Below are 13,238 nucleotides of genomic sequence, written 5' to 3'. Positions count from 1 at the left end.
ATCTTTTACAGAATGGGATTAGCCATCAACACGTTTTGTCCTATAACCCTTATTGACAGACTACAGTAAAAACATAAAAATCCTGCAACATGACAGGTATTTCTGATACCTTCATACTGCAGGATTTTTTATACATATAAGGAAAAGCTTGCATGCATTCCCTGTTATTTATAACACTTCTTTATAACAGTTCTTTCAATATCTTATTTACCATTCCAGGATTTGCTTTGCCCTTCATGGCTTTCATGGTCTGACCTACTAAGAAGCCAATTGCCTTTTCTTTCCCATTGCGGTAATCTTCTACCGACTGTGGATTCTCTTCGATGACTTTGGCAATGGTATCACGCAATGCACCTTCGTCATTTACAGTCTTTAATCCATGCTCTTCCACATATTTATCCGGGTCAATATCCTCTGCAAAAATCTGCTCAAATACTTCTTTTGCTACATTGCCATTGATGGTTCCGACATCAGTAAGCTCGATTAATTTTGCCAGATTTTCCGGTGAAAATGCGATATCCTCCGGGTCTTTGTTCTGCTCCTTTAAGATTCGCATGGTCTCACCCATCAGCCAGTTGGATACTTTCTTTGGCTTATTGCAGATTGCAGTTGTTGCCTCAAAAACATCTGCCATTTTCTTTGCAGATGTTAAAATGTTGGCATCATATTCCGGCAGACCGAATTCATCCTGATAACGCTGACGTTTTGCTTCCCGAAGCTCCGGCTGGCTGTCTTTTATGCGCTGTAACCATTCATCACTGATGACGATTGGAACCAAATCCGGTTCCGGGAAATAACGGTAATCCTGTGCATCCTCTTTGGAACGCATGGCATAGGAATATCCCTGGTCATCATTCCATCGTCTGGTCTCCTGAATCACTTTTTCACCGGATTCAATCAGATCAATCTGTCTTGCAGTCTCTGCTTCAATGGCTCTTGCAATTGCTTTAAAGGAACCGATATTTTTCATCTCGGTACGGGTGCCAAATTCTTTTGCTCCTGCTTCACGGACAGATAAGTTGACATCTGCACGCATGGAGCCTTCCTGCATCTTACAGTCGGATGCACCAAGATACTGCACAATCATTCTCAATTTATCAAGATAAGCAATGACTTCCTCTGCAGAACGCATATCCGGCTCAGATACAATCTCAATCAATGGCACACCGGAACGGTTATAGTCCACCAGGGAAACATCTTCCCAGTCATCATGGACTAATTTTCCCGCATCCTCTTCCATATGAATCTCGTGGATTCCAATGGTTTTCTTTCCTTCGGAAGTCTCAATCTCAATGCCGCCATCGTGGCAGATTGGAAGATAAAGCTGGGAAATCTGATAGTTCTGAGGATTGTCCGGGTAGAAATAATTCTTCCGGTCAAATTTACAATACTGGTTGATTTCACAATTCATGGCAACACCTACTGCCATGGCATATTCTACCACCTGTTTATTTAAAACCGGAAGAGAACCCGGCATACCGGTACAGACCGGACAGGTGTGTGTATTTGGTGCACTTCCGAATGCAGTAGAACAGCCACAGAAGATTTTGGTCCTGGTTGCCAGTTCCACATGGACTTCCAGTCCGATGACGGTTTCATACTGTTTACTCATAATCTTCTTTCCTCCTATTCTGCTGCTAACGGGCTGTGCTGATATGGTCTTGTCTGTTCAAAAGCATATGCGGCACGGATGATATTCTTCTCTTTGAAGCAGTCTCCAATCAACTGCATGCCAATCGGAAGACCTTTGCTGTCAATTCCGCAAGGAAGACTGATTCCCGGAAGTCCTGCCAGGTTCACCGATACAGTATAGATATCGCCTAAATACATTTTCAGCGGGTCGCTTAAGGACTCTCCCAACTTCGGAGCGGTGGTCGGTGCTGCCGGTCCTAAGATAACATCATATTTTGCAAATGCTTTATCAAATGCCTGCTTAATCAACGCTTTCGTACGCAGCGCTTTCAGATAATATGCATCATAATAACCGGAGCTTAAAACAAAGGAGCCTAACATGATACGACGTTTTACTTCTGCTCCGAAGCCTTCGGAACGGGATTTCTTATACATGTTGTGAAGTCCTTCGTAGTCTTTCGTACGATAGCCATATTTTACGCCATCAAAACGGGCAAGGTTGGAGCTTGCTTCTGCATCTGCAATAACATAATATGCAGGAATTGCATATTCTACCAGACTTAAATCAAATTCTTCTACAATAGCACCTTTTTCTTCTAACTTCTTAGCTGCTGCTAAAATAGCATCCCTTACTTCTGCATCCAGTCCATCTCCAAAATAATCTCTTGGAATACCGATTTTCATTCCTTTTACATCATCTACCAGTGCACTGGTAAAATCGGTTTCTTCCCGCTTAATAGAAGTGGAATCTTTCTCATCATAAGAAGTAATTGCTTCTAAAATAGCAGCACAGTCTGTTACATCTTTTGCTACCGGTCCAATCTGGTCTAAAGAAGAACCATATGCAATCAGTCCATATCGGGATACGGTTCCATAGGTTGGCTTAATTCCTGTGACACCACAAAATGCACTCGGCTGACGGATGGATCCACCGGTATCAGAACCCAATGCATAAAAGCATTCTTCTGCTGCTACTGCCGCACAGCTTCCACCGGATGAACCACCCGGTACATGCTCGGTATTCCATGGATTTTTGGTCTCTCCAAAAGCAGAGGTCTCTGTGGTACTTCCCATGGCAAACTCATCCATGTTGGTCTTTCCAAGAATTACTGCCCCGGCTTTTTCCAGATTTAATACTGCTTCTGCGGTATAAGTCGGAATAAAGTTATATAAAATTTTAGAACTGCAGGTGGTCAGCATTCCTTTTGTGCACATATTATCTTTGATTGCAACCGGAACTCCTGCCAGCGGTCCTGTCAATGTGCCGTCATCAATGAGCTTCTGCACTTCTGCCGCATGCTTCATTGCACCTTCTTCATCTACGGTAACAAAACTGTGTACCGCATCCTCTTTTGCTGCAATGGCATCTAAGGCGGCTCTTGTAGCTTCTTCTACTGATACTTCATGGGCTTTGATTTTCTTTCCAAGCTCTACTGCTGTCAGTGATAATAAATTCATCTTCTGCCGCCTCCTTTACTGATCTACGGTCTTTGGTACAACAAATGCCCGGTCTCTGCGCTCCGGCGCGTTGGCAAGGGTATCCTCGCCGCCGTCACCATTGGTTACTACATCTTCCCGGAATACATTATGCACCGGAAATACATGGGACATCGGTTCTACACCGGATGTATCCAGTTCGTTTAATTTATCAATATAATCTAACATGCTTTCCATGTCTTTTTTTGCTGCTGCTTTTTCCTCTTCGGAAAGCTCAAGCTTTGCAAGGATTCCAACGTATTCCATGGTTTCATCTGAAATCACATTTGCCATTGTTTTTCCTCCTTAATCACGTACTTTGATATGAACTTCTCTTAACTGCTGCTCGGTTACTTCGTTTGGTGCTCCGCACATCAAATCCTGTGCATTTCCATTCATCGGATAAGCAATGACTTCACGGATGTTATCCTCGTTACGCAGTAACATAATCATACGGTCAATGCCAGGAGCCATTCCTGCGTGTGGCGGTGCTCCAAACTGAAATGCATTGTATAATGCTCCGAATTTATTTTTCAGCACTTCTTTATCATAACCTGCGATTTCAAAAGCTTTCTCCATAATCTGCATATCATGGTTACGGACTGCACCGGAGGAAAGCTCCACACCGTTGCAGACGATATCGTACTGGTATGCTAAGATGTCCAGCGGATTCATGGTATTGAGTGCCTCTAAGCCGCCCTGTGGCATGGAGAATGGGTTATGGGTAAATCCGATTTTCTTGGTCTCCGGGTCACGCTCGAACATTGGGAAATCATTGACATAACAGAAACGGTATGCATCTTTCTCAATTAAATCCAACTTCTCGCCTAATTCATTTCGAATCATGCCTGCATAATATGCGGCACGCTCTTCTTTATCTGCCATGAAGAAAATGGTATCTCCTACTTCAAGGCCTGCCAGCTTTCTGAATTCTTCTTTCATGTCATCCGGGATAAATTTATCAATCGGTCCCTTATAGCTTCCATCTTCTAATACTTCCAGATATCCTAAGCCGCCCATACCGATTCCGGTTGCAAATTTCAAAAGTTTCTCATGGAAACCTTTGGACATCTCTGCATGTACACGGATGGCTCTTACGGTCTTTCCGATAAATGGCTTAAAGGTACATCTCTGGAAGAACTCTGTCACATCGATGATACGAAGTGGGTTCCGAAGGTCCGGTTTGTCACTTCCGAACTCTAACATTGCCTGCTTATAACTGATGATTGGATACGGTGCTTTCGTTACTTTGCTGCCTTCCGGTGCGAATTTCTCAAAGGTGGCAGAAAGTACTTCTTCACCAATCTTAAATACATCTTCCTGGGTTGCAAAACTCATTTCAAAGTCAAGCTGATAGAACTCTCCCGGTGAACGGTCTGCTCTTGCATCCTCATCACGGAAACATGGTGCAACCTGAAAATATTTATCAAATCCGGATACCATCAGAAGCTGTTTGTACTGCTGTGGTGCCTGTGGCAATGCATAAAATTTTCCTTTGTATTTTCTGGATGGCACGATGTAATCTCTTGCGCCCTCCGGAGAAGATGCGCAAAGAATCGGAGTCTGAATCTCTAAGAATCCCATCTCTGTCATTTTCTCTCTTAAGAAAGAAATTACCTTGGAACGGAAAATAATATTGTCTTTTACTTTCTGGTTTCTCAAATCCAGATAACGGTATTTCAACCGGACATCCTCACGGACTTCCTTACTGGTCATTACTTCAAATGGAAGCTGTGTATAAACCTCTCCTAAAATATCTACGCTCTTTGCCTCTAATTCAATGGTTCCGGTCGGAATCTTTGGATTGTAGGTCTCTTCATCTCTTTTTTCAATCAGACCTTCTATGGAAACTGCCTGCTCCTTGCGGATTCCCTCTAACAGTTTTCCATCCCGGATTACAATCTGCATTACTGCATACATATCTCTTAAATCAATAAAGGATACGCCGCCATGGTCCCGGATATTCTCTACCCAGCCTGCTACCCGAAGTGTCTTTCCAATGTCGTTTTCGCTTACCTGATTTAAGGTTACGTCTCTGTAAATGTTGCTCATCTTATCTACTCCTTTTCTGATATGATTGTCAGCCCGGAGTATAAAAATAACCCCGGAATACTGACTCGTATTCCGGGGCGAATAATCTTCTTATCCGCGGTACCACCCGCATTGGAAAATGAATGCTTCATCTTCCCTCTCTTCGTGCGTAACGTGCACTACGTACTGACCTACTGTAATTCAGCCAATCGGCTCCAGAGTGTTCCCTTTGCTTTCTCTTCCAAACAGCGCTCTCAGTCGGTGACGCTGTATTCCTGTCGGCCTCTGAAAGTAAGAGTCTCTTTCCCAGCTTTTGCAACTATATCTCCTAGTTGTTGACTATGATAGCACTGCTTTTTTTGTTTTGCAAGTATTTTTTACAAATCTGATGCTATTTTTTCACTATGTCCTTTATATTATCCAATTTTATTTTATATAATGAACATAATCTGTTTTTCTCGGAGCGGCGTCTTTTGCCGGTTCTTTTGCATAGCCAATGACACAGTTTCCAATGCCTTCGTAATCTCCTTCAATGCCAAGTTCCTTTAAAATTGCTTTTCCCTCTTCCCGCTCAAAAGTTTCTTTTGCACGGTGAATCCAGCAGCTTCCAAGGCCTAAGGAATGTGCTGCCAGCATCAGATTGCCCATAACGAGGCTTCCATCATAAAGATAGGTGGGACGGCTCTTATCTGCTAACACCACCAGTACCACCGGTGCTCCATAAAACGGATCGCCGGTTGTTCCCATAATCTCAGCATTTACCTTGGAAAGTCTGTCTCTTACTTCTTTATTGGTAACTGCAAGTATAATCGGTGACTGCCTGCCCATTCCGGTAGCCGCATAAGTTCCAGCTTCCACTACTTCTGCAATCAGCTCTTCCGGCACCATATCTTCCTTATAACCTCTGATACTTCTTCTTGTCTCCATTGCTTTTATGATCTCGTTCATTCCTTACTACTCCTTTCTGATGCTCCGGCGGAAAATTTCATCCGCCTCTTTCACTACTTCTATCTCTCCGGTCTCAATCATATGTTTAATGCGGTTCATATACCAACTGTCACTGATTCCAAGGGGATATTTTAACAACAGATTTCCAATAAGTCTTGCCTGTATGATTTCGCCCTCCGGCAGTTCTCTTCGAATCAGGAAATCATAAAAATCATCTTTTACGCCCACCAGACAGCCATTTATCAGAACCCGAAGAGGTGCATCCTCTTCTTTAAGTTCGTCCCATCTGGATGCAAATACTTTCTGCTCATGCTCTGAAAGTTCCTTTTCCAATGGGAGGAATCGATAAAACTGTCCGGCATCTACTTCTCCCCAGGAAGAATAACGTACCGTCGTATTTTCCTCTTCTCTTACAAAATCCGGCAGACGTACCACGGATATCGCACATTCATATTTCCGCAGCACACTGACTGCATGGCAGAGTCCGCACAGGGAATAAGGCTTGTTGCTGTACCAGATACGGAAAGATTCTCCCTGCTTTGCAAACTGCTCCATCCGCTGCAGCTCTTTTACATAAGTTTCCACTGCCTGCTCTAATTCTTCCCGCCCCTCTTTCTCATCCTCATTCCAATAGACACCATACTGCTCTAAGATTATCTTCTTCCGATATGTACCATCCAGTGGTTCCCTCAGGCAGCCAATGTCCAACATAAATGGCAGTATAATGACCTCCGCAGAAGTTCCGCCAACTGCTTCTCCTGCAAACATGTCTTCAAAGGTGGCTTTGTCTGGCTTTTCCCCAAGCCATGCGGTTGGTCCATCCTCATAATCCGGCTGCTGATAGTTCTTCGCAAGCTTCATGGCTACGCCTTCACTTTCGCCAAATAAGATTTCTATCATCTACACTTCTCCCTGCTCTATGAGATATTCTAAGAATGCTTCGCATCCGCGTGTTACATCCGCATAGGTTTTATCGAACCTGCCGCTATACCATGGGTCAGATATTGCTGCCTGCTCTCCGGCAAAGGAAAGCAGCATGGATATTTTACCGCCACGATGCCCGGTTATCCGCTCGATTCCACGGATGTTGCTTTCGTCCATCCCTATAAGGTAATCATAAATCTCATAATCGGATTTTGTCAACTGTCTCGCCCGCTTGTCCCGAAAATCGGTCTCCGGCGTATTCCCGATTCCATGCTTCTTAAGCTCCGCCTGCGCCGGCGGGTAAATCGGATTCCCAATGCCATTCCAGATTTCTTCGGTGCTGGTGGCAGCCGAGGCTATCTCGAAGCGGTCGGTGAGACCTCGTCTGGCGACGAGGTCCTTTAGGATGAATTCTGCCATGGGGGAACGGCAGATGTTGCCGTGGCAAATGAATAGTATTTTTATCATTGTTGCATAACCTCGCATTTCTTAGTTTTTCTTGGTTTTTCGGGCTTTGTAAGCCTTTGTGAATTTTTCTTTTCTGGCATAACCTGGTTTATTTTCTCATAATATCGTCCGCAAAAGGTGTAAAATAAGGTGTATGTTTTTCCATTTTACACCTTGCTATTTTCAATTAAAAATCGTAATTGCACAACCTGAATCCGGGCAACTTCTTCCCTGGCATCCTCAAGATTTACGTGCGTATATGTATTCAGCGTTACGCTGATGTCTGAGTGGCCCATCAAATATTGCAATGCTTTTGGATTCATTCCGGATTTTGCCATATTTGAGCAATAGGTATGCCGACATACATGAGGGGTGATGACAGGCATCTGTACTTTGTAAGTATTATTATACTTCTGAATGATGTGTTGAAAATAATGCTCCCAGTGCAGGGAATAACAGATACTTTCATTTTTATCAAAGTATAAGAATCCACTTTTTCCATCTACCATAGGTTCTGCTTTGGGCGGGTTTCGTTTTTCTATAATTTTCCGAAAACATTCCTCTACATCTGCAGTCATAGGTATCTTTCTTGTTCCGCTGGTTGTTTTAGTCTCTTGAATATAATATCCGATTTTTGATTTTTTCTGCAATTGATGATCGATGTTGATCGTATGCTCCTTGAAATCAATATCAGAAATCGTCAAACCACAAAATTCCGAGATGCGAAGGCCTGTTTTAAATAATATGTAAATTCCTTCATAATACCTGCAAAAATGAGGGTCTTCCTTCACAAACCGTAGGAACTTTCGTTCCTCAGCCCTGCTGATTGCCTCTCTTGTCACACTGTCATTCACAACCACTTCCATTAGCTGAAACTGAAATGGATTTTTCCTGATCAGGTCATCATCCACTGCCAACTGAAATGCCGGACGAAGAACTCCTCGGATTGAATGGATGGAACTATAGCTTTTCTTTTCTACCTGCTGAAGATGTATCAGCCAACATTTTGCATCCGAAATCCGAACCGTATCAATCCTTCTTTTTCCAAATGGATCTTTCTTCAATAAATTGATAACTGTTCCGTATCCTGCAACTGTAGTAGGTCTGACACCGGTTTTTGTTGATGTATATTTTTCAACCAGTTCCAGTACCGTCATATTTCCGCCATTTGTTGCAATCTGTTCAAAATGATCTGCCTGGATTTTCTTCTCCATCTCCCGAAGCGATAAAGCCCGGCGCTTTCCTTTCGGAGTTGCATCGTTATGGTCTAAGCGCCAGCTATATACGCAGCGCTCCTTTCCCATCTCATCGACATACTTAAATCTATATCTGCCATCAGATAACTGTATTTCTCCATTGTGTAATATACGTCCTCTATGATCTCTCCTTTTTTCACTCATAATATTTCGTCTCCTTCATTAAATGCTCATTTAACTTGGAAGACCGTCTCGGTTTATTCATTATACCACAAGACCTTCTCTTCGCTAAGATAAAATGAACATTATTTTCATTACCATTTCTTCTATTCTGTCACTTAAACTGTACTGGCTGTGTCCAGATAATCTTCAAATAATTTTCTTTTGAACCGGATATGCGAACCAACTTCCAAAATAAAATCTGCTCCTTCATTTTCACCTGCGATTTGTCTCAATCTCTTTTCTCCAATTCCGTAATATTCTGCTGCTTCGGAAACATTTAAAGAATATTTCTTCCAAACAGGTATTGTTTTTTCTGTATGATTCATTCGCATTCCTCCTTCCCTCTGTTTGTGTTCAACAGCGTTTTCGCTTTCTCCATTTTCATACTTGCAATCGCTTCTCGTTTGCTTGTGCCTCCAACATACACGGGTGTACACATTTCTAAAATACGGTCATAGATACGCCTTTTATCCAACATGGTCTCGCTTTTTATTTCTTTCAGCGGAAGATTCGTTGTGATGATCAAAGGTCGTCCCGAACGGATCCTGCGGTCTATGACACTAAAAATAATTCCTAACGCATATTCTGAATTTCGTTCCACTCCAAGATCATCAATAATCAAAAGCTGATAAGACGCCAATGCATTGATATATTCCGTTTTGTCTGCCAGTGGAAATATATCATCAATAATGGTATTGAAATTTGTCATCTTTACCATTACTTCTTGCTTAAGAAGTTCATTGGCAATGCACCCCGCAATAAAACTTTTCCCGGTACCAACCGGTCCCCAGAACAAACAGCCTATATGATTTCTTTTCATTTCCTCCCAGTTATCAACATATTTTTTTGCTCTATGCATTACCGTATCTGACATATCTGCATTCTCAAATGTCCACTCTTCCATTCTGCTCTCGTCAAAACAGATGCTCGTATTTCTGCTGACTAATTCCCGGTGCTCTTTGTCTTTAAAATATTTTTGTTCTTCTTCATACGCTTTTCTGTCACAGGCACATTGCCTGGAATGTTTCTTCATCCCCATAAATCCACCCTCAGGAAAAAATGCTTCTTTCGCTTCCCCACAGACTTTACAGTATTGCAAACCATCACTGCCTACACATACAGTATCTTCTTCTCTCATCACAAACTCTCTCCTTCCCCATAGCAATAATTTACTTCATGATATTTATTTCTTTTATATTTCTCAGTTACTTTACTAGGTGCCACATTTCCGACTCCTGCACAGCCATTTTTACGACCAGATGAAGGTTGCTTTTCCGACTCTGTTGCAACCATCTTTTCAACCGCCTTATTCTCAACCAGCTGTAAACCAATCTCATCAGATAGAATTTTTACATATAAATGATTGGGTTTTGAAAAACCACCAGATCTGCGAACCAATAGTCCCACATCATCTAATTCCTTCAATGCTGTTTTTACAGAAGATTTACATTTGCCGATTTGAGCAGACAATTCCTCTATCGGAAAAATCAGATAAACATTTCCATACTTGTCTATCCAGCTATTCTTTCTCGATATCCGTGCCCGGTCATACAAAATCATATAAAGAAATTTTGCAGTTTGGGAAATGCGCAGTTTGAGCAAAAACTTCGGAAACTGGAAGTACTGAAGCATCTGCTCTGACTCCTTCATGTATTCATATTTCATTCTTTTCTCGCCTCGTTTCTGTTTCTAATTGTTGTAAAAATCATTTTTATACCGGCTCAAAAATGTCCTTACACATATTCAAAAGATGAAGGGCATAAATACAGGTTCTTGATAAAAATTTTTTAAATTTTTCCTGTCCAAAATACCCTTACATAAAACGAAACGCTGAGAGGCATTTTTACAGCCCCCTAATGAAATTTTTTTAATTTTTTTGATTAATTGAATATTTGAAAACAAAAAAACACTCACCTATTCCAGGTGAATGCCTTATCAAAATTTCCTTATTTTGTTGTCTATGACGCTTATTCAGATATGCCTGCATATCTGCTAAAATGTAATTGCCAGCAATTATATTTTCACGTGGGTATGGGGACGTAATCCCCATCAAGTCTGCCACTCGTAAGTAATACAATATTGTCAAAATGACAATACTGTAATACACGGGTGGATCTTGCTCTGGTTGTAACGTATGAATTCATACAATAATAGGCCCAAATGGGCACTTTCACCATTTGAGCCTATATATTATATATGTCTTTCAAATGATAGCTTAAAAAATAGCTGTCTAGACGGTATGTTTTTAACGTAGAATTGATTTTATGGAAGACAAGGCATGGAATGCTTTGTACCTTTAATGGAAAAATTTAATGATATTTACCATGTACAAAAAAGAAACGGCAGATAAAAAACATCACACGAATCCTTATCGTGCTGTAAACTATATAAGAGATGAGAACGGAAATCCTATATGCCCTAATGGACGTAAATTTCTTTTCAAACGAAAACAACATGTAAGATATAAAAAATATGGACGTACAGAAGAAATCTATCCAAGCTTATTAAGTGTACCCTTTTTACATAAAACAGTGACGATTTTCAAAAAACATATATTAATGTAAAGAAACGCCAGAACCAGCATTTGTCGGAACTAGCGTTTCTTTAGCAGAGACTTATTTTACAGCCCCGTTTTTTGCTTATATTATTTTCCTCCGTTGGATTTCAATTTTGGAAAGAAGATGACTATCTTAAAGCCCTTTTCCCACGGGGAAGCAGCTTCCAGACGAAGGTTTAGATCGTCAGCCATCTTCTTAACCAGGTAAAGCCCTATACCGGTAGCTTTCTTTCTGCTGTCAGTAGAATCCCCGGTAAAGCCCTTTTGAAAAATATACGGCAGATCATATTTTTTTACACCGATGCCATTATCCTCAACTGAAAGGACATCTGCGATCTCCGAATGTATCATAGAGATTGTTAGCATGGGACTATCGCTGCTATATTTTATGGCATTGCTCACGATCTGTCCCAACATAAACTGAAGCCCTCTACGGTCTGTATAGACTGTTTCAGATTGCAGTTTATTGATAATTACAAACTGCTTTTCTTCCAGAAGTGGGGCATAGTCCTCCAGAACTTCCCCCAAGCAGTCATTCAAATTGATATCCTTAAACTGATAATCCTTTGTACTGCTCTTTAACCGGGCATAGTATAACATCTGAGTGACATCCTCCTGAAGCTGACTGCGGACATAATCCAGTTTTGCTTGCAGGGGAGGAGACATTTCGTTGCTCCGATTATCCAGGAGCATGGTCAACAACGATAGGGGCGTTTTCGCTTCATGTGCCCAGCCCTCCACATATTCTTCATAGTCCTGTAGGGCATCTGCCATACTGTTACTCTCAGTTTTGTGTTCCTGTAAAACTGATGCCAGAAGCCGGATAGATTCTCCTTCTTCCCGGCTGATGGCACTGAGCAGCCGTTCCTCGTTGCAGATGGCAGGATCACTGAGGAAATCCCGGAACAGCTCTCGGCGGGTGGTCTCCCGCTTGTTTAGTACAAACAGAATTGCTGAAAACAAAAGGAGGCTTGTCAGAACTACTAACCCACTCAAGGTTTGAAATGCCTGAATGTCAGAAATCCAAAGAATGATAGCACAAAAGCAATCCACGCCCAACAGCAACAGCAGCCAGGGGTAGTACCGTTCTATCATGCGCCAAAGCCGCTTCATGGAGCCACCCCCGTTTCCAGACGATAGCCCATCCCACGAACCGCAACGATTCGCTGCTTCATCTCAAGACCGGACATCGTCTTTTTCAGCCTGGTCAGATTAACCTGCAAGGCATTTTCGTCTATGTATTCCGTGGTTCCCCATAGTGCTATGCAAAGTTGCTCCGTCGTGACCAGAGCATCGCCGCCGGACAAAAGAGCAACCAACAGTTTTCCCTGATTTTTTGGAAGCACGACAGAGGTATTATGAATATAAAGCGTGTAGGTCTGCTGGTCTAACAGGAAATCTGGTCCCTCTATGAGATTGGTACGGCCTTCATACCTTTTGAGAATATTGGATACCCTGGCAAGAAGTCGATCTTTTCTGCACGGCTTCGTCAAATATTCATCAGCACCCAAGTGGAACGCTTGCAGTTCATCCTTTACCTGATCTCTGGAAGTCAGTATCAGGACGGGGATAGCGGTTTTATTCTTTAGTTCCTGGCAGATTTGAAAGCCACTGATCTCCGGCAAATTCAGGTCTAAGATCACAAGGTCAGGACGGAGGGCTGCCAGGAGCCGAGCGGCATCTTCCAACTCGGTGATTGCCTCCGCAAGATACCCGTCCTTTTGAAGCATATTGCAGAGTTCTTCCCGCATATAGACTTCATCTTCCACAACAGCAATTCTTTTCACGGCAGCACCTCCTTCCAA

14 protein-coding genes are annotated in these 13,238 nt (G+C 42.3%); 1 reads left to right on the top strand and 13 read right to left on the bottom strand.

All coding sequences use genetic code 11. The features are described from left to right. Nucleotides 1-181: 181 nt before the first annotated feature. From gatB to DWV68_RS12705, 11 genes are all read right to left on the bottom strand, one after another. A complete protein-coding gene (gene gatB / locus DWV68_RS12755; protein WP_118665962.1) occupies nt 182-1,612 on the bottom strand; it encodes an Asp-tRNA(Asn)/Glu-tRNA(Gln) amidotransferase subunit GatB in 1,431 nt (476 codons plus the stop codon). Nucleotides 1,613-1,626: 14 nt separating this feature from the next. Further along, nucleotides 1,627-3,090, bottom strand: coding sequence for an Asp-tRNA(Asn)/Glu-tRNA(Gln) amidotransferase subunit GatA (gene gatA, locus DWV68_RS12750; protein WP_118665960.1), 1,464 nt, complete (start codon nt 3,088-3,090; stop codon nt 1,627-1,629). A gap of 15 nt (nt 3,091-3,105) precedes the next feature. Next, the gene (gatC, locus tag DWV68_RS12745) at nt 3,106-3,402 is read right to left on the bottom strand and encodes an Asp-tRNA(Asn)/Glu-tRNA(Gln) amidotransferase subunit GatC (RefSeq protein ID WP_022242659.1); all 297 of its coding nucleotides are present in this window, start codon (nt 3,400-3,402) and stop codon (nt 3,106-3,108) included. A 12-nt stretch (nt 3,403-3,414) separates the two neighbouring features. After that, the gene (aspS, locus tag DWV68_RS12740; protein ID WP_118087233.1) at nt 3,415-5,160 is read right to left on the bottom strand and encodes an aspartate--tRNA ligase; all 1,746 of its coding nucleotides are present in this window, start codon (nt 5,158-5,160) and stop codon (nt 3,415-3,417) included. Between the two features lie 405 nt (nt 5,161-5,565). After that, a complete protein-coding gene (locus DWV68_RS12735; protein ID WP_117699105.1) occupies nt 5,566-6,087 on the bottom strand; it encodes a nitroreductase in 522 nt (173 codons plus the stop codon). Between the two features lie 6 nt (nt 6,088-6,093). Next, the gene (locus tag DWV68_RS12730; RefSeq protein ID WP_118056939.1) at nt 6,094-6,987 is read right to left on the bottom strand and encodes a DUF3658 domain-containing protein; all 894 of its coding nucleotides are present in this window, start codon (nt 6,985-6,987) and stop codon (nt 6,094-6,096) included. Continuing rightward, nucleotides 6,988-7,479, bottom strand: coding sequence for a low molecular weight protein-tyrosine-phosphatase (locus DWV68_RS12725; RefSeq protein ID WP_118056954.1), 492 nt, complete (start codon nt 7,477-7,479; stop codon nt 6,988-6,990). 146 nt (nt 7,480-7,625) lie between these two features. Next, a complete protein-coding gene (locus DWV68_RS12720) occupies nt 7,626-8,858 on the bottom strand; it encodes a site-specific integrase (RefSeq protein WP_118056940.1) in 1,233 nt (410 codons plus the stop codon). Between the two features lie 134 nt (nt 8,859-8,992). Continuing rightward, a complete protein-coding gene (locus DWV68_RS12715) occupies nt 8,993-9,202 on the bottom strand; it encodes a MerR family transcriptional regulator (RefSeq protein WP_004844954.1) in 210 nt (69 codons plus the stop codon). Continuing rightward, complete coding sequence (locus DWV68_RS12710) at nt 9,199-10,014, bottom strand: ATP-binding protein (protein WP_109216668.1); 816 nt, start codon at nt 10,012-10,014, stop codon at nt 9,199-9,201. Before DWV68_RS12710 ends, DWV68_RS12715 begins: the two co-directional genes overlap by 4 nt. Beyond that, nucleotides 10,014-10,541 (bottom strand): replication initiator protein A, encoded by a 528-nt coding sequence (locus DWV68_RS12705; protein ID WP_118056941.1) that lies wholly within the window; start codon nt 10,539-10,541, stop codon nt 10,014-10,016. The genes DWV68_RS12710 and DWV68_RS12705 overlap by 1 nt, the downstream gene beginning before the upstream one ends. Nucleotides 10,542-11,188: 647 nt before the next feature. Between DWV68_RS12705 and DWV68_RS12695 the strand changes: the two genes are divergently transcribed. After that, entirely contained in the window at nt 11,189-11,440 is a 252-nt protein-coding gene (locus DWV68_RS12695; protein ID WP_055218790.1) for a hypothetical protein, read from the top strand. 80 nt (nt 11,441-11,520) lie between these two features. Here DWV68_RS12695 and DWV68_RS12690 read toward each other — a convergent pair whose 3' ends face one another. Continuing rightward, complete coding sequence (locus tag DWV68_RS12690) at nt 11,521-12,546, bottom strand: sensor histidine kinase (protein ID WP_109216666.1); 1,026 nt, start codon at nt 12,544-12,546, stop codon at nt 11,521-11,523. After that, entirely contained in the window at nt 12,543-13,220 is a 678-nt protein-coding gene (locus tag DWV68_RS12685) for a response regulator transcription factor (protein ID WP_055218786.1), read from the bottom strand. Before DWV68_RS12685 ends, DWV68_RS12690 begins: the two co-directional genes overlap by 4 nt. Nucleotides 13,221-13,238: the final 18 nt, after the last annotated feature.

This window comes from Roseburia sp. AF12-17LB, assembly GCF_003479605.1.
GTDB classification, from domain to species: domain Bacteria; phylum Bacillota; class Clostridia; order Lachnospirales; family Lachnospiraceae; genus Roseburia_C; species Roseburia_C amylophila.
The sequence above is the reverse complement of the archived record's forward strand: the minus strand, read 5'-3'. Positions and strand labels throughout refer to the sequence as shown.

Excerpts from the sequence above, each read along its gene's own strand:
- gatB (WP_118665962.1), bottom strand. The coding sequence starts at position 1,612 with ATGAGTAAACAGTATGAAACCGTCATCGGACTGGAAGTCCATGTGGAA.
- DWV68_RS12720 (WP_118056940.1), bottom strand. The coding sequence starts at position 8,858 with ATGAGTGAAAAAAGGAGAGATCATAGAGGACGTATATTACACAATGGA.
- DWV68_RS12710 (WP_109216668.1), bottom strand. The coding sequence starts at position 10,014 with ATGAGAGAAGAAGATACTGTATGTGTAGGCAGTGATGGTTTGCAATAC.
- gatA (WP_118665960.1), bottom strand. The coding sequence starts at position 3,090 with ATGAATTTATTATCACTGACAGCAGTAGAGCTTGGAAAGAAAATCAAA.
- DWV68_RS12730 (WP_118056939.1), bottom strand. The coding sequence starts at position 6,987 with ATGATAGAAATCTTATTTGGCGAAAGTGAAGGCGTAGCCATGAAGCTT.
- DWV68_RS12705 (WP_118056941.1), bottom strand. The coding sequence starts at position 10,541 with ATGAAATATGAATACATGAAGGAGTCAGAGCAGATGCTTCAGTACTTC.
- DWV68_RS12735 (WP_117699105.1), bottom strand. The coding sequence starts at position 6,087 with ATGAACGAGATCATAAAAGCAATGGAGACAAGAAGAAGTATCAGAGGT.
- DWV68_RS12725 (WP_118056954.1), bottom strand. The coding sequence starts at position 7,479 with ATGATAAAAATACTATTCATTTGCCACGGCAACATCTGCCGTTCCCCC.
- aspS (WP_118087233.1), bottom strand. The coding sequence starts at position 5,160 with ATGAGCAACATTTACAGAGACGTAACCTTAAATCAGGTAAGCGAAAAC.
- DWV68_RS12695 (WP_055218790.1), top strand. The coding sequence starts at position 11,189 with ATGATATTTACCATGTACAAAAAAGAAACGGCAGATAAAAAACATCAC.
- gatC (WP_022242659.1), bottom strand. The coding sequence starts at position 3,402 with ATGGCAAATGTGATTTCAGATGAAACCATGGAATACGTTGGAATCCTT.
- DWV68_RS12715 (WP_004844954.1), bottom strand. The coding sequence starts at position 9,202 with ATGAATCATACAGAAAAAACAATACCTGTTTGGAAGAAATATTCTTTA.
- DWV68_RS12690 (WP_109216666.1), bottom strand. The coding sequence starts at position 12,546 with ATGAAGCGGCTTTGGCGCATGATAGAACGGTACTACCCCTGGCTGCTG.